Source organism: Pleomorphomonas sp. T1.2MG-36, assembly GCF_950100655.1.
Taxonomy (GTDB): Bacteria; Pseudomonadota; Alphaproteobacteria; order Rhizobiales; family Pleomorphomonadaceae; genus Pleomorphomonas.
This window is the reverse complement of record NZ_CATNLY010000012.1, coordinates 308,254-327,797: the sequence shown is the minus strand read 5'-3', so window position 1 is coordinate 327,797 and position 19,544 is coordinate 308,254. Positions and strand designations below refer to the sequence as shown.

Here is a 19,544-nt window from a genome sequence, read left to right as displayed (position 1 = left end):
TGAATTCATGACAGGAAAGCCCACTTTTTTCTGAAATCCGGCCCGAGGGTCGCGTGGCTCAGACGGGAAAGTCCGATTGCCCGAAGCGCAAGAGACGTTCCTGGTTTTTCAGTGGTGGACGCGCCTGGGAGGGTGCTGAAATGGTCCTGCCTCAGCGGCTCGAAGCCGACACATGCGCAATACCGGCAGGCGGGCCAACCGCTTGCGGTACATGCAGAAGCATTTCGGGACGGCACGAGCGGAATGCGCGTCCCGGCCCGCTTCCCGATCAGGGGCGGCTGTTGGCCGTTCGCTCGAAGTTCATGGCCGACGGCATCGTGCCCGAGGGCATCCCGTTGCCCATCTTGCGCTCGTGGGAACGCAGCAGCCTGCACGGCCTTGCCAACGGGGCGTCGCGCCGACGGGAGACGCGCCTCACGGAGACGGCCCTCAAGGAGCTGAGAGAGAGAAACGAGGAACTGCTGGTTTCGGCGTGGGGTGAAATCGTCACGCTTTGCCGCGAGACGCAGCCGCTCGGCGGCGTGGTCGTGCTGACCGATCCCAACGGGGTGGTGCTGGTTCGCCTGGGCGACAACACGTTCAGCGACGAAGCGGAGCGGATCGGCCTGTGCGCCGGCGGCGACTGGTCGGAACAGGCGATGGGAACCAACGCCATCGGCACGGCCCTTTCCGAACGCTTCGCCCTGTCCGTCATCGGTGCCGAGCATTTCTGCAACGGCAACACCGACATCAGTTGCTCGGCGGTGCCGATCATCGACCCTTGCGGTGCCTTGGCGGGCATCATCGACCTGTCGACGTCGGTCTCCATCGCCCATGACTATTCGCTGCCGCTCCTGAAGCGGGCCGCGAGCGAGATCGAGCGACGCCTGTTCGAGCGGCGCTATGGCCGCTTTGAGCAGATGCACCTGCATTCGAACCCGCGCCTCCTGGGCAGCCCCGGCGAGGGACTGCTGGCCTTCGACAGCGATCGCCTTGTTGGCGCCAACCGGACGGCCGTGGAACTGATCGGCCTGAGCTGGTCGGCCATCGGCGTCATGCATTTCCGGCAGTTGTTCTCGGTTCAGCACGCCAGCGTCACACGCCAGGCATCGGCCGACGAGTGCGTCGTGCAGTCCGCGCAGGGATCGACCTTCTTCGCCCGCATGCAGATGCCGCGCAAGGGGCAAGCCGGCGCCGAGCCGGCGAAGACCATCGATCGCGAGCTCAAGCAGCCGGTGCTGGCCGAGCCCGCCGGCAGGGATGCGCTGCCGCATGTGGTGCTCGAGGCGCTTCAGGCCGATGGCGGCCCCAAGCTCCGCAAGATGAAGGTCGGGCACCTGGTCTATGGCGCCAACCTGATGGACGAGACGGGAGAGGCCATTCTCGTGGTCGCATCGGGTCGCTACCGGTGCTTCGCCTCGCACGAGGGCAAGGAGCTGACCCTGTTCACTATGGGCCCTGGCGACGCGGTGCCGCTCCAGCCGGAAATGGTGGTCGAGGTTCGCAAGGAGGGCGAGGCGGCGGTGATCCCGCGCACCCTGTTCCGGCGGCTGACCCGCGATCATCCCGAGTTCGGCATGTGCATCCTGCCGGCCGTCGAGAAGATGCTGAACCGGTCGCTGACCATGGTCGGCGAAATGGCCTTCCGCAGCGTGCGCTATCGGCTGATCCGCTACCTGTGCGAAATGGCCGAGCATGACGGACGCCAGACGTCGGCGGGTATCGTCATCGACGGTGCCCCTCATGGCGACGACCTTGCCATGGCCATCGGTGCGGCGCGCCAGTCGGTATCGACGGTTCTGGCAGAGCTCATCCGCTCGGGCGACATCCAGCGGCCGGCGCCGCGCACCTTCGTCATTCCGGATGTCGAGAGCCTCAGGGAGGAGTTGCGGATCTTGCGCTGAAAGGGTGCCCTGTCGCGACGGCGGGGTGTTCTGGCGGGCCTGATGCTCGGGTCATGCCGTCGTGCCGCCCGTAATGGCGGCGGCGAGCAGCAGGCTGGCAAGATGGCGTATGCTGTCCTCGCAGCCGCCCGGCAACACGATGTCGGCGGCCGCCTTGAGCCGGGGCGATGCGGTGCCGACCGCTGCGCGCAGCCCGCATCCCTCAAAGAGGGCAATGTCGTTTTCCTCGTCTCCGACGGCGACCACGCGATCGCGCGGCGCGCCAAGGCCGGCAAGGGCATGGGAAAGGCCGCTGCCCTTGTCGATGCCCGCCGGCAACACCAGAACCCGACCGCCGCAGCTAACCGTCCGGAGATCGTAGCCGCCCCGCTCGATCGTCGTTTCGACCCGTATGGCATTGCCCGCGTCGGTGGCCACCATCGACCGACCGACGAACAGCGGCTCGCCGGGAAGGTCCCGCGCGAGGTCGGCGAGGAACCGCTCGTCGACTGCCGGCGCGATCAATTGCTCGGTTCCGGTGCGAGGAGAGTAGGACACGGCGCCGTTCTCCAGGATCACCGTTTCGAACAGGTCGAGAACGCCGCAAATCGGAAGGATATTCCCGAGCCGCCGGCCGGAAACCAGAATCAGCCTGAAGTTGGCCTCGCGCAACGACCGGAGTGTCGCCTCCGTGACAGCGCTGACCCTGCCATGCTCGGCTATGGTGCCGTCGTAGTCGGCGGCGAGGACGCTGTGGAAGCGACCGTCGGGAATCTGTTGCATGCCGGGCGTCCCCTGTGCTTCTGCGACCGGAAGGGCGCGATGGAGAAGCCGATGGGCGAAATGGCCCAAGCCTCAGTGTTGCTGGAGAAAAGCACGCCATGAAGGATGGACTCAGTCACTTGGACGACAAGGGCGCCGCCCATATGGTCGACGTCGGAAAAAAGGACGTCACCCAGCGGGCGGCGACGGCCAGCGGCCGGGTGGTCATGAAGGCGGAGACGCTGGCGCTGATCGTCGAGGGCGGCATACCGAAGGGCGACGTGATCGCCACCGCGCGGCTGGCGGGCATCATGGCCGCCAAGAAGACGGCCGACCTCATTCCCCTCTGCCATCCGCTGGCGCTGTCGGGCGTCGTGCTGCAGCTCGACCCGGACCCGGCCTTGCCCGGCATCGTCGTGTCGGCGACCGTCCGTTGCTCCGGCAAGACGGGCGTCGAGATGGAAGCGCTGACCGCCGTTTCGGTCGCCTGCCTGACGATCTACGACATGGTCAAGGCGGTCGAGAAGGGCGTGCGCATCGAGGCCATCCACCTCGTCGAGAAGAGTGGTGGCAAATCCGGCCATTGGCAGGCGGGGCCCGACGGTTCGCCTGATCGCCGACAGGAGTTGTCATGACGTTGATTTCAGTGGATGCCGCCCAGACCGAACTCCTGTCCGCCGTTCGTCCGACCGGCAGCGAGCGGGTGCCGCTCGGCGACGCGGGCGGGCGGGTGCTGGCCGTCGATCTCAAGGCCCGCCGGACGCAGCCGCCGGTTCCCATTTCCTCGATGGACGGTTACGCCGTCTCGGCGGCCTCGGCAGGCGATGTCTGGCTGCGCGTCATCGGGGAGGCGGCGGCCGGTCATGGCTTTGCCGCCGACGCGCAGGCGGGGGAGGCCGTCCGCATCTTCACCGGCGCTCCGCTGCCGGCGGGGACCGACTGCGTCGTCATGCAGGAAGAGGCCGAGCGGGATGGCGACCGCGTCCGTTTCAAGTCGCAGCCGGTGTCCGGCCATTACGTCCGGGCGCGCGGGATCGACTTCAGCGAGGGCGATGTCTGTCTCAACGCCGGGGTGCGTCTCGGCTTCGGCACCTTGGGGCTGGCTGCGGCCATGAACCACGAAAGCCTGTCGGTCCGTCGTCGACCACGGGTCGCCCTGATCGCCTCGGGCGACGAACTGATGCCGCCTGGAAGCGTTCTCCAGCCTCACCAGATCGTCGCATCGTCTTCGGTGGCGCTCGCCCACCTGATCGCCGAAGCCGGGGGCGTTCCGATCGATCTCGGCATCGCCCCCGACGATCTCGGCATGTTGCGCCGGCACATCCGGCTTGCCCTCGATGGTGGCGCCGACGTGGTGGTGGTGATCGGTGGGGCCTCGGTCGGCGACCACGACTACACCCGCGCCGCGCTTGAGGCGGAGGGCGCGGCGATCGGCTTCTGGAAGGTCGCCATGCGCCCTGGCAAGCCGCTGATGCACGGTCGGGTCGGACAGGCCGAGGTGCTCGGCCTTCCCGGCAACCCGGTGTCGACCCTTGTCTGCGGCGTTCTGTTCCTGGCGCCGTTGATCCGCGCCCTCCTGGGGCGCTGCGACGTGCTGCCGGAAACCTTGCTCGCCGTGCTCGACGGGGCTCTGGGCCCCAACGATCTGCGGCGCGATTACCTGCGCGGTCACCTGGCGACGAAGGAAAGGCAGTTGCACGTAACGCCCTTCGCCAAGCAGGACTCGTCGCTGATGCGGACGATGGCGGCGGCCAATGCTCTGGTCATCCGGCCGGAGCACGCACCCGCCATTTCGGCGGGCGAGATGGTCGAGGTCATCCGGCTCGATCGGGATTGACCGGCGTCAGGGCTCTGAAGCCAACATCGGGGCCTTGTCGGCGCCCGCCCGTCCGCCCTTCACGGTTGGCGGCACCGTGTCGGGACGGCGCTTGTAGCCGATGCTGTCGACACGCATGTCCCGGATGTCGACCATCAGCAGCCTGCCGATCAGCGGCGTGCCGACGCCGGTGATGAGCTTCAGCACCTCGCAGGCCGCAAGCGTGCCGAGCACGCCGACCACGGCGCCGAGAATGCCCACCTGGGCGCATGTCGGCACGTCGCCTTGCGGTTCGTGCGGCATCAGGCAACGCCAACTCGGCAGGGGGCGGCCGTCGTCGCCAGACAGATAGGGCTGGAGGGTCGTCACCGACCCATAGAACTCCTGAACGGCCGCGGTCACCAGCGGCTTCTGGAGCGCATAGGCCGCATCCGCCACCAGGAAGCGTGTCTGGAAGTTGTCCGTTCCGTCGACGACGACGTCGAAACGCTCGACGATGCCGGCGACATTGTCGCCATCGAGGCGAACCGGAAAGAGCTCCGTCGTCACATGCGGGTTCAGCGCGGCGATGCGCTCGGCTGCGCTCTCCACCTTCGGCTTGCCGACGTTGGCGGTGGAGTGAACGACTTGCCGCTGCAGATTGGACAGCGACACCACGTCGTCGTCGACGAGCCCGAGCGTTCCGACGCCCGCAGCGGCAAGATATTCGATGATGGGAGAACCGAGCCCGCCGGCGCCGACGCACAGCACTCTCGCCGCCTTCAGCTTCTGCTGGCCGGGACCGCCGACGTCCCGCAGCAACAGATGGCGAGAATAGCGACGAACTTCGTCCTGGCTCAAAGTCATCGGTCGGATCCTTGGTGTGTCCGCTTCGGCAAGGCGTGCGGCGATGGATCATCGCGTATCGGCGCCGCGCTTTCCAGCGTCGCCGCAAAAGAAAGACCTGCGGGAAACCTTTCGGTCTCTCGCAGGTCGGTTGGCCTATGGGGCGGTCTCAGGCGGCTCTGACGGTCGTCAGGAAGGTGCTGACCTGCACCTTGAGCATGTCCGACTGCTGGGACAGCTCCGCCGAGGAACTCAGGACCTGCTCGGCGGCGGCGCTGGTCGCGGACGCTGCCTGGGTCACCAGGGCGATGTTGCGGGAAACGCCGGCCGTGCCCGTCGACGCGCTCTGGACGTTCTGGGCAATGCCTTGCGTCGTCGCCGCCTGTTCTTCCACCGCCGAGGCGATCAGGGCCGCGATCTGGTCCATCTGCTCGATCGTCTTCGAGATGCTGTCGATCGCTGTGACCGCCGTCTCGGTGGACGACTGGATCCCGGAAATCTGGGCGCTGATCTGCGCCGTCGCCTTCGCCGTCTGGTCGGCGAGGTTCTTGACCTCGGAGGCCACCACCGCAAAGCCCTTTCCGGCTTCTCCGGCGCGGGCCGCCTCGATCGTCGCGTTGAGGGCCAGAAGATTGGTCTGTCCGGCGACGTTGCCGATCAGGTCGATGATCTCGCCGATGCGCTGGGCGGCGTCGGAGAGCTCCTTCACCGTCTTGGCCGTTCCGATGGCTTCCTGCACGGCGCTTGCCGCCATCCTGGCGCTATCGGCCACCTGCCGGCTGATCTCCTGGACCGAGACCGCCATCTCCTCGGACGCCGCGGCGACCGTGTTGACGTTGGCCGAAGCCTCTTCGGAGGCGTGGGCGACTTCGGAGGAGCGCACCGAGGTGTCCTCGGCGTTGCGGGTCAGGGTCTGGGCGGCCGACTGCAACTGGGTCGACGCCGAGGACACCGAACCGACGATCGCTCCGACGGACCGCTCGAATTCGTCGGCCATCCTGGCCATCGCGGTCTTCCGCTCGGCAGCGATCCGCGCGTCATTGGCCGCGGACTGCTCGCTGGCCTCCCTGGCGTCGATGACGGCGTTGTCCTGAATGACGCCGACGGTTCGCGCCATCGCGCCGATCTCGTCCTTGCGGTTGGTGCCGGGCACGACGATGCCGGTCTGGCGGCCCGCAAGGCCTTCCATGGCGGCGGTCAGGCGCTGAATGGGCCTGCTCACCGATAGCGACACCAGCCACATGACGATGATGCCGGCGAAGGCGACCACCATCGACACAAGGATCTGGTTGCTGGTGCTCTCACTCTGCGCTGCGGCCGTTTCGGTCGCGAGCATGCTGGCGTCGGCCATGACGACGGAACGAGGAACTCCGATGATCACCGACCAGTTCATGCCGGTTCGGCCGAGGGGGACCGGCGCGAACACGCGCAGGCGATCGTTGGATTCGTCGTAAGTCACGAGCTGCTTGGCCGATGCGACCGTTTGCATGTCCTCTTGCCAGGACGCGTCGATTTTCGACATCGGCCCGCCGATCGCCGTCGGATCGAGGCTGGAGGCGACGACCAGACCCTTGTCGGTCACGATCGTGACGGTGCCCTTGCCACCATAGATCTGTCCGTTGACCGCTTCGGCGAGCTTCTGGATGGCCGACAGATCGAAGTCGGCACCGGCAACGCCCAGGAACTTGCCCTTGACGGTGATGGGAACCGACATCGTCGCGAGATACACCGCCTTGCCCTGCACGATATAGGGCAACGGCGCCAGGATGCTTTCCTTGCCGGTCTCTTGCGGGCCGATGAACCAGCCGCCTTTCATGAGACCGTTGCCATGGCTCTCGCGGCTGTCGTACTCGACCAGCGGCTGAAGGGCGATCTTGCCGGCGCCGTCACGCGTCCAGTAGGGCAGGGCGCGCCCGGTGTCGTCCGAGCCGATGGTCGCCTTGCCCTTGAATGCGGCGTCGTTGCCGTCGAGACCATCGGCGACCCACGCGCTGTAGGTGCCGTTGAAGCGAGGATTGTCCTTGAGGACGTTGAGCAGCGTGGCGTTGAGCTGGGCTCGACGCAGTTCCGCCGGCGTCGCGGACTGATCGTCCTCGACCATCATCTCGAAGGCGCGCGCCATGTTGCGGGCGGCGGCGAAGGCCGTATCCACTTCGGCCCGGATGTCTCCGGCCTGCGTGGTGGCGACGCCCAGGAGGGCTTCGCGCGATTTGGTCTCGAGCAGTTGGGATACGCTCGTGTTCGTCTGCTCATTGACCGTGTTGCTGGCGAACACGCCGTAGCCAACGACAGCCGCGACCGTCGTGACCAGGCAGACGACGGAGAGCGCGACGATCTTGACTTTAATCGATTGAATGCTCACTGGATCCCCCAGCTTTGACATCGCTGTCCGAGCGGCAGCTTCCCCCTGTCTAGTCGCCAACAGTTAACAACGAAAAAATATTCGCCGCACAATAAGGTCGATGTTCAGTGCATCTACCTTTGTCGTAATCGATAGGACTGGTGCGGTACAGGCGGCGGGTGTGGGGCTAGATTCGTATTTTTCTCAGATGTAGACTTTTGTCGTTTCGCGTAAACGTTGTGGAAATCACGTTTTTATTTCGAAAACTATGCCGGATTGGTCAGGTATTATCTTCGCGTATGGATCAGATCATCTCTGAACGCCAAGTAAAGGCTCGGTATAGAATGCAAAGCTGGCGGTAAACGCTACCGACAGTCCGCTTCGGCTCGTTGCTTCGGCCGCTACTTCTCCTCGAGGGCCGGAACCAATCTCCTCTTTGGCGCTTGTTTTGTCGGAGAACCGGGAGATGGGGTATGCCTCAAAGTCTTGCCGACGAATTCAGTTTCGAGTTTCCGTTGCCGATCGAGGTCCTGCTGCTGAGAACGCTTGGCGCCGCCCTTTTGTGCGGCCTGATCGGGCTTGAACGGGGCGCTCACAAGAATCCGGCCGGTCTCAGGACCAACATGCTGGTCGGGCTGGCCGTCGCCACCTTCTGCATGATCACCCTCTACATGATGGAGACGCTGGGCGACGGGAATGCCGCGATGCGGTTCGATCCGATCCGGCTGGTCGAGGCGGTTACCGCTGGGATTACCTTTCTGGCGGCCGGCGTCATCGTTTTCACCAAGGGCGACGTGAAGGGGCTGACGACCGGCGCCAGCATGTGGCTTTCCGGCGCCATAGGCCTCGCCTGCGGTCTCGGCCTGTGGCCGGTTGCGCTGCTGGCCAGCTTTGCCGGCATCGTCATTCTCTGGCTGCTCAGGCATCTGCAATCCGCGACCGGCCTCAAGGACGAGTGACACCTTCGGTTCCGCCACTCGGCCGGCGGCCACGGCCGGAACGAAACGAGCGAGCCGGCGTTTCCTTTTGGCGTTGCACGGCCGGGACCTGTCTCGAGGCAAGGGGCCGGCTCCGGCGCGGTACAGGCCGTCTCGCCGCTCGGCGGAAGGAGGGGAATCGTGAGAGTCTTTTTGCGGGACAATGGGCTGACGGTCGCTCTGATGGCGATGTTCCTGATCAGTGCCGTTGGCATGATCCTGGCCGGCCATGCCAGCTACAATGAGGAGCTCACGAACCACAACGTACCGGCCGTCGGCCTTCTTGCCTATCTCGGCACAGGCGCTTTCCTGTCGGCGCTATTCGAAAATTGGGAAAGCGAGTTCTTGCAGATGTCGGTCTACGTCATCCTGACGGCCATGCTGTTCCAACGCGGTTCGGCGGAATCGCGCGATCCCGACAATCCCGATCGACCGGGTGACGAGCTGCCGCCCGCGCTGCATCGGCGTCATCCCATCCTGTCCTGGCTCTATTCGAACGCACTCGGTCTCACGCTTGCCGCCCTGTTTGCGGTGTCCTTTTTCCTGCACTGGTGGTCGAGCTACGTGGCGGCCAACGAGGAAGCTGCCCGGCACGGTGGCGAGCTTCTGTCGTTCGGCGCCTATTTCCTGGATGCCCAGCTCTGGTTCGAGTCCTTCCAGAACTGGCAGTCGGAGTTTCTGTCGACCGCCGTACTGGTGGTGCTGTCGATCTTCCTGCGGCATCAGGGCTCGCCGGAATCGAAGCCGGTCGGCGCCTCCAACACCGAGACCGGAGCGTAGGGTCTCAACCCGGCAGAAGCGCGTCGATGGCCCCATCGAGCTCATCGTAATGACTTATGACGGCATCGGCGCCGAACTCGGTCGCCGGGCGCCCGCCGTAGCCGAAGGTGACGGCGACGACGGGGAGCGCGGCGGCGCGCGCGGTGGCGACGTCCGTTTCGCTGTCGCCGACCATCACTGCGGCGTCCGGCGTGCCACCGGCCCGGGCGATCGCCTCGAGCAGCGGCCGCGGATGCGGTTTCTGTTCCGGCAGGCTGTCCCCGCCGACCACCGCCGCAAACAGGGGCGCGAGACCCGTCCCCTTGAGTACCGCGTGACTGAGCGCCTCCCGCTTGTTGGTGCAGACCGCAAGGCCGATGCCACGCCGGGAGAGGCGGGCGAGCGCTTCGACGAGGCCCGGATAGGGGCGCGTTTCCACCGCGATCTCCGCTCCGTAGAAGGCGATGAAACGGTCGACCAGTTCGGGCAGCCGGGCATCGTCCGGCACGCGTCCGGAGCGGCGGAACCCTTCGCCGATCAGCGCCCGCGCACCGTGCCCGAACAGACCCGCCACGTCCGCACGGCCGAGGCCGGCCAGACCCTCGCCGTCGAGCGTTCGGTTGAGGGCCCTCAGAAGATCGGGGCCGGTGTCGAGAAGCGTGCCATCGAGATCGAAAACGACAACCGGGCGCATCGGCGGTTCCATGCTCCTTCTGCAACGATGAGAGGGATTTAGCATGCCGGGGCCTCGGAGCGAGCATTATCCGCCGCCCGGCAGGACCGAAAGGGCCAACAAAGGTCGCGTCGGGGCGCAACGGGCTTGCGACATTGCGCAGTTTGCGGCAAACCAGCGGGGGCCGTTTCGGGGGAAATGGGGCTTGATCGCGGCGGGCGCATCATTTCGCCAGAATTCGGTTTCACAGGCTGGGCGACGGCGCTTCGGCGCGATCGAAACCGCCGGCGATTCTGTGACGGAGTCGCCCTGGCGCAGGGGCCGATCGTGACAAGGGCCTGCCCTTCTGGACGAATGAAGCCAACGACGAAGTCGATATCGGAGATTTTGTTTATGCACCGGACCCTGAACCTTCTCCGCCGCCCGCTGGCGGCGGCCATGGTGATCGCCGCGCTGGCGTCTCCGGCACTGTCTGAGGACTTCACCGAGTCCCATCTCGCCGCGGCCCGTGAGACCATCGCCGCCGCCCATGCTTCCGAGCAGTTCAACGAAATCCTGCTCGTGCTCGCCGAGCAGACCAAGGCCTTGTTCCAGCGTTCCAATCCCGGAGCCACCAAGGACATCGAGGAAGTCGTGGGCGCCGTTGCCCTCGATCTTGCCAAGCGCCGCCCCGATCTCGATCGCGAGCTTGAGCGCGTCTGGGCCGGCCGGTTCAGCGAAGACGAACTGAAGCAGATCACCGCCTTCTTCAGCTCGCCGATCGGCGAGAAATACGGCCAGCTTGCGCCGGTTATCATTCAGGACTCCATGCGCTCGGCCGGCATCTGGCGCGACGCCCTGTCGACGGAGATCCTCACCCGGTCTCGCGACGAGCTGAACAAGCGCGGCTACAGCTTCTGAGGCAGGTCGATTGCCAACACGCACCAACGACATGATATGAGGACGTAAGTTCCTCGATATGGCGGTTGGTGATGGCATCCTTCGACTATGATCTCTTCGTCATCGGCGCGGGCTCCGGCGGAGTCCGCGCCGCTCGCATTTCTGCCGGCTACGGCGCGCGCGTCGCTATTGCCGAAGAGTCGCGCGTCGGCGGCACCTGCGTCATTCGCGGCTGCGTTCCGAAAAAGCTGCTGGTCTACGCCTCCCGATTCGCCGGCGAGTTCAACGACGCGGCCGGCTTCGGCTGGTCGGTAGGCGACCGGTCGTTCGACTGGGACGCGCTGAGGGCGGCCAAGGAGCGGGAGATCACCCGTCTCGAAGGCATCTATGCCGGCAATCTCGAACGGTCCGGCGTGGAGATCATCCGCGACCGTGCCGTCATCACGGGTCCCAACGAAATCCGCCTCGTGGCCGAGGGGAGGACCGTCACTGCCGGCCGCATCCTGATCGCCACCGGCAATCGCCCGGTGCTGCCGGATGTGCCCGGCATGGAGCACGCCGTCACATCGACCGACATGTTCGACCTGCCGGCCCTGCCGGAAAAGGCCGTGGTCGTCGGCGGCGGCTACATCGCCCTCGAGTTCGCGTCCATCCTCAACGGGCTCGGCGTTGCCGTCACCGTGCTTTACCGCGGAGAGCAGGTGTTGCGCGGCTTCGATCGCGAGGTGAGGGACAAGCTCGCCGACGCGCTCCGGGCGCGGGGCGTCGACGTGCGAACGGGCGTGCAGGTCCGGCGTATCGACAAGACGGCGGTCGGCTTCGCCGTCGAGCTAATGGATGGCGCCAACCTCGACACCGATCTCATTCTGGCCGCCACCGGCCGCAAGCCGAACACGACCGGGCTGGGCCTGGAGACGCTGGGCGTCACGCTCGATCCCGATGGCGCCGTCGTCGTCAACGCGCTGTCGGAGACCTCGGTGTCCGGCATCTACGCCGTCGGCGACGTCACCAATCGGGCGCAGCTGACCCCGGTGGCGATCCGCGAGGGGCACGCCTTCGCCGATACGGTGTTCGGCGGCCGGGAGAGCTTTGCCGACCACTCGAACATCCCGACGGCGATTTTCACCACGCCTGAGGTCGGCACGGTCGGCCTGTCCGAGGAAGCGGCCTGCGCCGCCTACAAGGCCGTGGATGTCTACAAGGCCGAGTTCCGGCCGATGCGCAGCATTCTCGCCGGCCGCGACGAGCGCACCTTCATGAAGGTGGTCGTCGATGCGGTCACCGATCGCGTGCTCGGGGTTCACATCATGGGACCGGATGCCGGCGAGATGATCCAGATCGTCGGCATCGCCATGACCATGGGGGCGACCAAGCGCGACTTCGATCGCACCATGGCCGTCCATCCCACTGCCGCCGAGGAACTGGTCACGCTGCGGACGCCATCGGTGCGCCACAGGTAACCTGAGGAGGGACGGCGGGATGGCAGTCCATCGAGCCGCCTCAGGCGACCGGGATCCAGATTTCCACCGTACCAACGCAGGTCTCGGCATCGAAACGGTCGTCGTAGAGCTCGAAGTCGGGCGTCTTGGCCGGCGTCAGACCGGCATCGGGCAGGCCCTTGTTCCAGACGGTGTAGACGGTCTTGTTGAAGTCCGAGATGTGGCCGACGTGCTTGAAGACGGCATAGCGGCTTGCCGGAATATCCACCGCGTCGAGACCGTCGGGCAGATGCGTCGCTTTGGTCGCGAGGCCGGCGACGTAGCGGAAGTGACCGTCGGCCTCCATGTCGCAGCAGACGCCATAGTAGACGTCGGGGACAGCCGCCGGAATGTCGTCCCGGTGATGGTCTAACTCGCCCCACACCTTTGAGATGACGGAGTTGGTCTCGAAGGTGCAACGGGTCGAAAGACCCATCACCCGGAACGCTTCGCGCTCCCGCAAATCGGGGGCGGCGATATCGATGATCATATCCTTGCGCATGGTCCATGGTTCCATCAAAGCGAGGGTTTCTGTCGTCCCGGCCTGTCGGACCGTACTCGGAAGCACGCCGAAACAGCCGACGAAGGCGCGGGTGAAGGCTTCATGCGAGCCGTAGCCGGCGTCGAGGGCGATCGGCAGGATTTCCCGATCGCCTTTTGCCAGCGCCTCGGCGGCGATCGCGAGCCGCCGCGCCCTCAGGTAGCTCATTGGCGCGAGGCCGACACTGCCCTGAAAGAGACGCGTGATATGCCAGGGACTGGCGCCGCAGCGATCGGCGAGTTCGGCGAGCGTAAACGGCCGCCCGACGTTCAGTTCCAGATACCAGATCGCCTTTTCCAGGACGCTCATCTCTTCCTCGCGACTCTGAGAGCGCTTCCTTGATGGCCGAAGCCCGAACGCTCCGCTTGATCGGAATTGCGGATCGCGCCGACAATAACGAAAACGCCGCCCGAAGGCGGCGTTGGCAAGAGCATGTTCCAGAGATCAGCTTGCGATCGTTCGGCCACTCTCGTCGAAGCGGTGGATCTTGGCTGGGTCGGGTGTCGCATAGACGATGTCGTCGGCGGCGTAGCGGTGCTCGCCGAACAGGCGAACGGTCACGAGGCCGGCGGTCTCGGATTCAAGATAGAGATTGGTGTCGGCACCGAGATGTTCGGCGTGGATGACCTTGCCCTTGAAGCGGCCTTCCGTGGGCGACACCGACAGATGCTCCGGCCGGATGCCGATGGTGGCGCCCGCCTCGCCGATGCGCGCGGCCTCGATGAAGTTCATCTGCGGCGAGCCGATGAAGCCGGCGACGAACAGGTTGGCCGGCCGATTGTAGAGCTCCATCGGCGAGCCGATCTGCTCGATGACGCCGCTGTTCAGCACGACGATGCGGTCGGCCAGCGTCATGGCTTCGACCTGGTCGTGCGTCACGTAGATCATGGTGGCGCCGAGCTGGCGATGCAGGCGGGCGATCTCGACGCGCGTCTGCACGCGCAACGCCGCGTCGAGGTTGCTGAGAGGCTCGTCGAACAGGAACAGCTCGGGCTCGCGCACCAGCGCGCGGCCGATGGCGACGCGCTGCCGCTGGCCGCCCGAGAGTTCGGCCGGCCGACGTTTCAGGTAGGGCTCCAGCGACAGCATCTCCGTCGCCTTGGCAACGCGGACGTCGATCTCGGCGGCCGGCGTGCCGGCCTGCTTGAGACCGAGCGACATGTTGTCGCGCACGCTGAGGTGCGGGTAGAGCGCGTAGGTCTGGAAGACCATGGCGATGCCGCGCTTGGCCGGTGGCGTCACGGTCACGTCCTCACCGTTGATCCGCACGGCGCCCGAGGTGACGTCCTCAAGGCCGGCGATCGAGCGCAGCAGCGTCGACTTGCCGCAGCCGGATGGGCCGACGAAGATGACGAACTCGCCGTCTTTCACCTGGAGGTCGATGCCCTTCAGCACCTCCTGCGCGCCGAAGGACTTTCTGATGTTCCTGAGTTCCAGCGATCCCACGGGGCTTATCCTTGCAATTTGATCGGCTTGCCGGTGCGGACGCTCTCGTCGGCGGCGAGGCAGACGGCCAGCGATTTCAGGGCGTCGTTCATGTGCTGGGTAAGGTCGATATCCTCGACGATCGCCTTCAGCATGTAGGCCTGTTCGAGCTCGCAGAGGTCCTGATGACCCGGCTCGCCGGACATGGTGTGGTCGACGTCGGGCGCAAGGAAGGCGCCGTCGGCACCGGTCGCCGCCTTGTGGACGCGGATGGTCGAGGTGCGGGTATGGGCGTCGACGTCGTCCGACTTGCCCTCCCTCATGACGATGGAGGCCGAGCCGTTGGGCGAGATGATATCCTTCACGAAGAAGGCCTGCTCGGACATCATCGGCCCCCAGCCGGCCTCGTACCAGCCGACCGAGCCGTCCGAGAACAGCACCTGCAGGTGGCCGTAGTTGTACATGTCCGCCGCGATCTCGTTGGAAAGGCGGAGGCCCATGCCCCGGACTTCCGTCGGCTCCGCGTCGGTCACCTGGCACATGACGTCGATGTAGTGCACGCCGCAGTCGACGATCGGTGCGGTGGTGTTCATCAGCGCCTTGTGCGTCTCCCAGGTCTTGCCCGAGGATTGCTGGTTGAGGTTCATGCGGAACACGTAAGGGCCGCCCAGCGCCCGCGCCTCGGCGATGAAGCGCTGCCAGGACGGGTGGTGGCGCAGGATGTAGCCGATGACGAGCTTGCGCTTGTTGGCGACGGCGCAGTCGATGATCCGCCGCGCGTCGGCCACCGTGGTGGCCAGCGGCTTTTCCACGAAGACGTGGCAACCCTGTTCCATGGCCATCACCGCGTAATCGGCGTGGCTCTCCGAGTAGGTGCTGATCGACGCCATGTCGGGCTTGAGCGCCTTGAGCGCCTCCGGGAAGGAGGGCGCGATCTCATAGCCCCGGAGCTCGTCCGGCAACGCCACCTTGGTGCGGTTGACGAGGCCGGCGATCTCGAAGCCGGGATTGCGATGGTAGGCGAGGGCGTGGCTCCGGCCCATGTTGCCGAGGCCGGCGGAGAGAACCCGAACGGGCGATGTCATTTGACCGCTCCCGAGGTAATGCCGCGGATGAGTTGCCGCGAGAAGATGACGTAGAGGATGAGCACCGGGAAGATGGCGAGCGACAGCGCCGCCAGCACGGCGTTCCAGTTGGTGACGAACTGGCCGATGAACAGCTGCGCGCCGAGCGTCACCGTCTTGGTGCTTTCGCCGGGTGCCAGGATCAGCGGGAACCACAGGTCGTTCCAGATGGGGATCATGGTGAAGACCGCCACCGTCGCCATGGCCGGCCGGACGAGCGGCAGCACCAGGCGGAAGAAGATGGAGTACTCGCTGAGGCCGTCGATGCGCCCGGCGTTCTTGAGGTCGTCCGACACCGTCCGCATGAACTCCGACAGGATGAAGATGGCGAGCGGCAACCCTTGCGCCGTGTAGACGAGGACGAGGGCGGTCAGCGTGTTGACGAGGCCGGTCGCCACCATGCCCTGCAACAGCGCCACCGTGCCCAGGCGGATCGGGATCATGATGCCGATGGCAAGATAGAGCCCCATCATCGTGTTGCCGCGGAAGCGATACTCAGCCAGGGCGAAGGCGGCCATGGCGCCGAACAGCAGCACCAGGAAGATCGAGACGACCGTGACGATGGTGCTGTTCTGGAAGTAGGTGACGAAGTCGCCCTGCTTCAGCACCGTCTCGTAGCCGATCAGGCTGAAGGTCGACGGGCCGGGCAGGCGGAGCGGCTGGCCGAAGATCGCCTGTTTGCTCTTGAACGAGTTGATGATGGTGAGAAACACCGGAAACAGCGCCACCAGCGTGTAGGCGATCAGCGCCACATGGACGAGGCTGGTGCGCAGCGTCGATTGTCTTGCCTTGGACATCCGCCCCTCCGTCAGAACTGGTAACGGCGGATGCGCCGCTGGATGCCGAACAGGTAGATGCAGACACCCGTCAGGATGATCAGGAACATGATGGTGGCGATGGTTGCGCCCATCGACTGGTCCCCGAGCTGAAGCTGGAAGCCGAAGAAGGTGCGGTAAAGGAAGGTGCCGAGGATGTCGGTCGCCTTGTCCGGTCCGGCCAGCGCCCCCTGCATGGTGTAGACGAGGTCGAAGGCGTTGAAGTTGCCGACGAAGGTGAGGATCGAGATGATGCCGATGGCCGGCAGGATGAGCGGCAGCTTGATCTTGAAGAACTGCCCCCAGCCGGTGATGCCGTCGATCTCGGCCGCCTCGATCACCTCCTCGGGAATGTTGAGGAGCGCGGCGTAGATCAGCATCATCGGAATGCCGATGAACTGCCACACCGAGACCAGCGACACGGCGATTAGCGCCGAACCCGGCTTGCCGAGCCAGGGGCCGAACAGCGCCTTCATGCCGACGAGATCCATCAGCCATGGGGCGACGCCCCAGATCGGCGACAGGATCAGCTTCCAGATGAAGCCGACGATCACGAAGGACAGCAGCGTCGGCAGGAAGAAGGCCGTGCGGTAGAAGGCGGCGAACCTCAGGCCCGGCAGCGACAGCAGCGCGGCGAGGGCGATGCCGATCGGGTTCTGCACCGCCATGTGGATCAGAAAGAACACGAAGTTGTTGCCGAGCGCGTTCCAGAAGTCGGCCGCCCAGCGCGGGTCGCCGAACAATGTCGCGAAGTTCGAAAAGCCGACGAAGACGTGCTCGCCGTCGACGACGTTGAAGAAGGACTGCCGCAGCGTCTCGAAGAGCGGCAGGATCATCACCGCCGTGTAGATGAAGACGGCAGGGGCGAGGAAGACGAGGATATGCCAACGCCGCGGCCGCCGCCGCGAGGCTTCCCCGCCCTGTTCGGGTGCAAGGTCGGTCATGTCAGTCTCTGTGGCGCCGGCGGCCGGTCGGCGATGGCCGACAGGCGGAAGGAACGGCGGCGCGGAGAGCCGCGCCGCCGCCGTGTGTCACGTCACTTGGCCGGCTTGTACCAGCTGTCGAGGCCGTCCTGCAGCTTTTTGGCGGCGACTTCCGGCGTGTCGGTGCCGTTGATCACGTTGGCCGATTCAGCCCAGGTCTCGTTCTCGAGGTTGGGCGTGCCGCGCGACAGGATCTGATAGGTCGAACGGATGGTCGGCTTGCAGGTCTCGCGCCAGGAGACGAACTCTTTGGCCAGCGGATCGCTCATCTCGACGGCCGTCGAGTTCAGGCTGAAGAAGCCCGGCAGCGCGTTGGCGTAGATCGAGGCGAACTCGGGCGAGGCCACCCACTCGAGGAACACCTTGGCTTCCTCCTTGTGGGCGCTGGCCGCGTTGAGGCCCATGGCGATGTCGTTGTGGTCGGAGATGTAGCAGGCATCCCCGTCTTTCGCGACCGGCGGCGGGAAGGCGCCGAGCTTCAGGCCGGCGGTGTTGAACAGCGAGATTTCCCAAGAACCGGCCGGGTAGATGGCGGCGCGGCCGAGCGTGAACAGGTTCTGGCTGTCCGGGTAGGTCTGGGCCTCGAAGCCATCGCCGAGGTACGGCTTCCACTTGGCGAGCACGCGATAGGGTTCGACCCACGGATCGTCGGTCAGCTTCTGGGTGCCGGCGATCAGCGCTTTGCGGCCTTCCTCGCCCTTCCAGTAGGTCGGCCCGATGTTCTGGTAGCCCATCGTGGCGGCTTCCCACATGTCCTTGGTGCCCATGGCCATCGGAATGTAGGTGCCGTCGGCCTTCAGCTTCTCGAGGACCGCGAAGAACTGGTCGACGGTCTTCGGAACCTCGGCGCCGACCTTCTCGAAGGCTTCCTTGTTGTAGATGAAGCCATGGATGACGGACGCCATCGGCACGCAGAAGGTCTTCGCGCCGTCGTCAGTGCTCCACGCGGACTTGGCGACGTCGGAGAAGTTCTTCATGCCTTCGAGGGCCGTCAGATCTTCGAGCTTGCCCTTGTTGAACAGTTCGAGCGACGTGTCGAACGGCCGGCAGGCGACGAGATCGCCGGCCGAGCCCGCGTCGAGCTTGGCATTGAGCGCCGCGTTGTATTCGGTCGGCGCGCTCGGCGAGAAGGTGACCTTGATACCCGGATGCTTGGCCTCGAAGGCCGGAATGATCTTTTCCTGCCAGATCTGAAGGTCGTCGTTGCGCCAGCTCTCGATGTTGAGCGTGACATCGGCCGCCATGGCCGTGCCGACGCCGGCGAGGATGCTCGATGCCAGCAGGATACCCTGCAACGTAGTGCGATACATCGTCCGTCTCCCTTTGCTCGCGTCCGAAGACGCGCGTTGAGAACCCCGATTATAGTTTTGCGACGAGCGACATCGCCCGACGCAGGTTTTGGCCGGCCTCGACGAGAGCGGCATTGGCCGCCTCGATATCTCCCGCGCCGGCGGCGAGCAGAATGGCGTGCTTGACCGAGCCACGGCTCTCCCGCAGGAGCCCTGTTGCCGTGTCGGTCGAAATTCCGGTGATGTCTGACACGATGCGGGCGGCGCGCGCCCTGAGCTTGTCGTTGTCGGCCCTGACGTTGACCATGTGGCCGTCGTGGACATGGCCGAGGTGGACGGCCATCAGCGTCGACAGCATGTTGAGGGCGATCTTCTGCGCCGTACCGGCACCCATGCGGGTCGAGCCGGACACCACTTCCGGCGGCGTCCTGAGCAGAACCGCCACGTCGGCGGCCTGAAGAAGCGGTGCACCGTCGTTATTGGCGATGCCGATCACCGTGGCGCCACGCTCTTTGGCGGCGTGGACGGCGGCGACCGTGTAGGGCGTCGAGCCGGAGGCGGACACGGCGATCACGCAGTCGCCCCGGTCGATGCCGGTGGCCGCGAGATCGGCAGCTCCCGCCTCGACATCGTCTTCGCCCGTTCCCAGCATGTCGACGAGACTGTCGCGGCCGCCGGCCAGAACGACGATGGCCTCGTTAAGGCCGATGCCGTAGGTGCCGGGCAGTTCCAGGCAGTCGGCAAGCGCCATCAGACCGGAGCTGCCGGCGCCGATGTAGACGAGGCGATGGCCCGACATCAATGCGGCGGCGGCGCGTTCGGATGCTTTGGCAATGGCGGGAATGGCGGCTTCGACGCTTCGCGCCGCGTTCACCTGGGCCGCGGCGAGCACTTCGAGTATCCGCGTCGGCGGCAGGGTGTCGAACCCCTTCGCATTGACATCGCGATCCTCGGTGCCGAGCTTTGCCGTCATTGTGCCATTCCCCCACCCGGGC

18 protein-coding genes are annotated in these 19,544 nt (G+C 65.6%); 7 read left to right on the top strand and 11 right to left on the bottom strand.

Features of this window, described 5'->3' with window-relative positions; translation table 11 throughout:
* Positions 1 to 281: 281 nt before the first annotated feature.
* Positions 282 to 1,883 carry a helix-turn-helix domain-containing protein gene (locus tag QQZ18_RS08375; protein ID WP_284540011.1) on the top strand — a complete coding sequence of 534 codons (1,602 nt, stop codon included), beginning with the start codon at positions 282 to 284 and terminating at the stop codon, positions 1,881 to 1,883.
* A gap of 51 nt (positions 1,884 to 1,934) precedes the next feature.
* Here QQZ18_RS08375 and QQZ18_RS08370 read toward each other — a convergent pair whose 3' ends face one another.
* On the bottom strand, positions 1,935 to 2,645 hold the full coding sequence (locus QQZ18_RS08370) for an HAD family hydrolase (protein ID WP_284540009.1): 711 nt from the start codon (positions 2,643 to 2,645) through the stop codon (positions 1,935 to 1,937).
* A 98-nt stretch (positions 2,646 to 2,743) separates the two neighbouring features.
* Here QQZ18_RS08370 and moaC point away from each other — a divergent pair, with 98 nt between their 5' ends.
* Together moaC and QQZ18_RS08360 are read left to right on the top strand one after the other, a co-directional pair.
* Complete coding sequence (moaC, locus tag QQZ18_RS08365) at positions 2,744 to 3,259, top strand: cyclic pyranopterin monophosphate synthase MoaC (protein ID WP_284540007.1); 516 nt, start codon at positions 2,744 to 2,746, stop codon at positions 3,257 to 3,259.
* Complete coding sequence (locus QQZ18_RS08360; RefSeq protein WP_284540004.1) at positions 3,256 to 4,461, top strand: molybdopterin molybdotransferase MoeA; 1,206 nt, start codon at positions 3,256 to 3,258, stop codon at positions 4,459 to 4,461. Before moaC ends, QQZ18_RS08360 begins: the two co-directional genes overlap by 4 nt.
* Before the next feature lie 6 nt (positions 4,462 to 4,467).
* Here the strand turns inward: QQZ18_RS08360 and QQZ18_RS08355 are convergent, their stop codons facing one another.
* Positions 4,468 to 5,286, bottom strand: coding sequence for a HesA/MoeB/ThiF family protein (locus QQZ18_RS08355; RefSeq protein ID WP_284540003.1), 819 nt, complete (start codon positions 5,284 to 5,286; stop codon positions 4,468 to 4,470).
* A 148-nt stretch (positions 5,287 to 5,434) separates the two neighbouring features.
* Positions 5,435 to 7,627 (bottom strand): methyl-accepting chemotaxis protein, encoded by a 2,193-nt coding sequence (locus tag QQZ18_RS08350; protein ID WP_284540001.1) that lies wholly within the window; start codon positions 7,625 to 7,627, stop codon positions 5,435 to 5,437.
* A 452-nt stretch (positions 7,628 to 8,079) separates the two neighbouring features.
* Here QQZ18_RS08350 and QQZ18_RS08345 point away from each other — a divergent pair, with 452 nt between their 5' ends.
* Together QQZ18_RS08345 and QQZ18_RS08340 are read left to right on the top strand one after the other, a co-directional pair.
* Positions 8,080 to 8,565 carry an MgtC/SapB family protein gene (locus QQZ18_RS08345; RefSeq protein ID WP_284539999.1) on the top strand — a complete coding sequence of 162 codons (486 nt, stop codon included), beginning with the start codon at positions 8,080 to 8,082 and terminating at the stop codon, positions 8,563 to 8,565.
* A 159-nt stretch (positions 8,566 to 8,724) separates the two neighbouring features.
* Positions 8,725 to 9,363, top strand: a complete 639-nt coding sequence (locus QQZ18_RS08340) for a DUF6766 family protein (protein WP_284539997.1) — start codon at positions 8,725 to 8,727, stop codon at positions 9,361 to 9,363.
* A gap of 4 nt (positions 9,364 to 9,367) precedes the next feature.
* On the opposite strand, the gene gph is transcribed toward QQZ18_RS08340, so the two are convergent.
* Complete coding sequence (gene gph, locus QQZ18_RS08335; RefSeq protein WP_284539995.1) at positions 9,368 to 10,036, bottom strand: phosphoglycolate phosphatase; 669 nt, start codon at positions 10,034 to 10,036, stop codon at positions 9,368 to 9,370.
* Between the two features lie 372 nt (positions 10,037 to 10,408).
* On the opposite strand from gph, the gene QQZ18_RS08330 reads away from it, so the two are divergent.
* The gene (locus tag QQZ18_RS08330) at positions 10,409 to 10,915 is read left to right on the top strand and encodes a DUF2059 domain-containing protein (RefSeq protein ID WP_284539993.1); all 507 of its coding nucleotides are present in this window, start codon (positions 10,409 to 10,411) and stop codon (positions 10,913 to 10,915) included.
* A gap of 71 nt (positions 10,916 to 10,986) precedes the next feature.
* Entirely contained in the window at positions 10,987 to 12,354 is a 1,368-nt protein-coding gene (gene gor, locus QQZ18_RS08325; protein ID WP_284539991.1) for a glutathione-disulfide reductase, read from the top strand.
* Between the two features lie 40 nt (positions 12,355 to 12,394).
* Here the strand turns inward: gor and QQZ18_RS08320 are convergent, their stop codons facing one another.
* From QQZ18_RS08320 to QQZ18_RS08290, 7 genes are all read right to left on the bottom strand, one after another.
* Positions 12,395 to 13,222, bottom strand: coding sequence for an AraC family transcriptional regulator (locus QQZ18_RS08320; protein ID WP_284539989.1), 828 nt, complete (start codon positions 13,220 to 13,222; stop codon positions 12,395 to 12,397).
* 135 nt (positions 13,223 to 13,357) lie between these two features.
* Positions 13,358 to 14,359, bottom strand: a complete 1,002-nt coding sequence (locus QQZ18_RS08315) for an ABC transporter ATP-binding protein (RefSeq protein WP_284539988.1) — start codon at positions 14,357 to 14,359, stop codon at positions 13,358 to 13,360.
* A 5-nt stretch (positions 14,360 to 14,364) separates the two neighbouring features.
* The gene (locus QQZ18_RS08310; protein WP_284539986.1) at positions 14,365 to 15,423 is read right to left on the bottom strand and encodes a Gfo/Idh/MocA family protein; all 1,059 of its coding nucleotides are present in this window, start codon (positions 15,421 to 15,423) and stop codon (positions 14,365 to 14,367) included.
* Positions 15,420 to 16,259, bottom strand: a complete 840-nt coding sequence (locus QQZ18_RS08305) for a carbohydrate ABC transporter permease (RefSeq protein ID WP_284539984.1) — start codon at positions 16,257 to 16,259, stop codon at positions 15,420 to 15,422. The genes QQZ18_RS08310 and QQZ18_RS08305 overlap by 4 nt, the downstream gene beginning before the upstream one ends.
* An 11-nt stretch (positions 16,260 to 16,270) precedes the next feature.
* On the bottom strand, positions 16,271 to 17,221 hold the full coding sequence (locus tag QQZ18_RS08300; RefSeq protein ID WP_284539982.1) for a carbohydrate ABC transporter permease: 951 nt from the start codon (positions 17,219 to 17,221) through the stop codon (positions 16,271 to 16,273).
* A 92-nt stretch (positions 17,222 to 17,313) separates the two neighbouring features.
* Positions 17,314 to 18,570, bottom strand: coding sequence for an ABC transporter substrate-binding protein (locus QQZ18_RS08295; protein ID WP_284539980.1), 1,257 nt, complete (start codon positions 18,568 to 18,570; stop codon positions 17,314 to 17,316).
* A 49-nt stretch (positions 18,571 to 18,619) separates the two neighbouring features.
* The gene (locus QQZ18_RS08290) at positions 18,620 to 19,522 is read right to left on the bottom strand and encodes an N-acetylmuramic acid 6-phosphate etherase (protein ID WP_284539978.1); all 903 of its coding nucleotides are present in this window, start codon (positions 19,520 to 19,522) and stop codon (positions 18,620 to 18,622) included.
* Positions 19,523 to 19,544 lie beyond the last annotated feature (22 nt).

Excerpts from the sequence above, each read along its gene's own strand:
- QQZ18_RS08300 (WP_284539982.1), bottom strand. The coding sequence starts at position 17,221 with ATGACCGACCTTGCACCCGAACAGGGCGGGGAAGCCTCGCGGCGGCGG.
- moaC (WP_284540007.1), top strand. The coding sequence starts at position 2,744 with ATGAAGGATGGACTCAGTCACTTGGACGACAAGGGCGCCGCCCATATG.
- QQZ18_RS08290 (WP_284539978.1), bottom strand. The coding sequence starts at position 19,522 with ATGACGGCAAAGCTCGGCACCGAGGATCGCGATGTCAATGCGAAGGGG.
- QQZ18_RS08355 (WP_284540003.1), bottom strand. The coding sequence starts at position 5,286 with ATGACTTTGAGCCAGGACGAAGTTCGTCGCTATTCTCGCCATCTGTTG.
- QQZ18_RS08330 (WP_284539993.1), top strand. The coding sequence starts at position 10,409 with ATGCACCGGACCCTGAACCTTCTCCGCCGCCCGCTGGCGGCGGCCATG.
- gor (WP_284539991.1), top strand. The coding sequence starts at position 10,987 with ATGGCATCCTTCGACTATGATCTCTTCGTCATCGGCGCGGGCTCCGGC.
- gph (WP_284539995.1), bottom strand. The coding sequence starts at position 10,036 with ATGCGCCCGGTTGTCGTTTTCGATCTCGATGGCACGCTTCTCGACACC.
- QQZ18_RS08305 (WP_284539984.1), bottom strand. The coding sequence starts at position 16,259 with ATGTCCAAGGCAAGACAATCGACGCTGCGCACCAGCCTCGTCCATGTG.
- QQZ18_RS08295 (WP_284539980.1), bottom strand. The coding sequence starts at position 18,570 with ATGTATCGCACTACGTTGCAGGGTATCCTGCTGGCATCGAGCATCCTC.
- QQZ18_RS08360 (WP_284540004.1), top strand. The coding sequence starts at position 3,256 with ATGACGTTGATTTCAGTGGATGCCGCCCAGACCGAACTCCTGTCCGCC.
- QQZ18_RS08345 (WP_284539999.1), top strand. The coding sequence starts at position 8,080 with ATGCCTCAAAGTCTTGCCGACGAATTCAGTTTCGAGTTTCCGTTGCCG.
- QQZ18_RS08320 (WP_284539989.1), bottom strand. The coding sequence starts at position 13,222 with ATGAGCGTCCTGGAAAAGGCGATCTGGTATCTGGAACTGAACGTCGGG.
- QQZ18_RS08310 (WP_284539986.1), bottom strand. The coding sequence starts at position 15,423 with ATGACATCGCCCGTTCGGGTTCTCTCCGCCGGCCTCGGCAACATGGGC.
- QQZ18_RS08370 (WP_284540009.1), bottom strand. The coding sequence starts at position 2,645 with ATGCAACAGATTCCCGACGGTCGCTTCCACAGCGTCCTCGCCGCCGAC.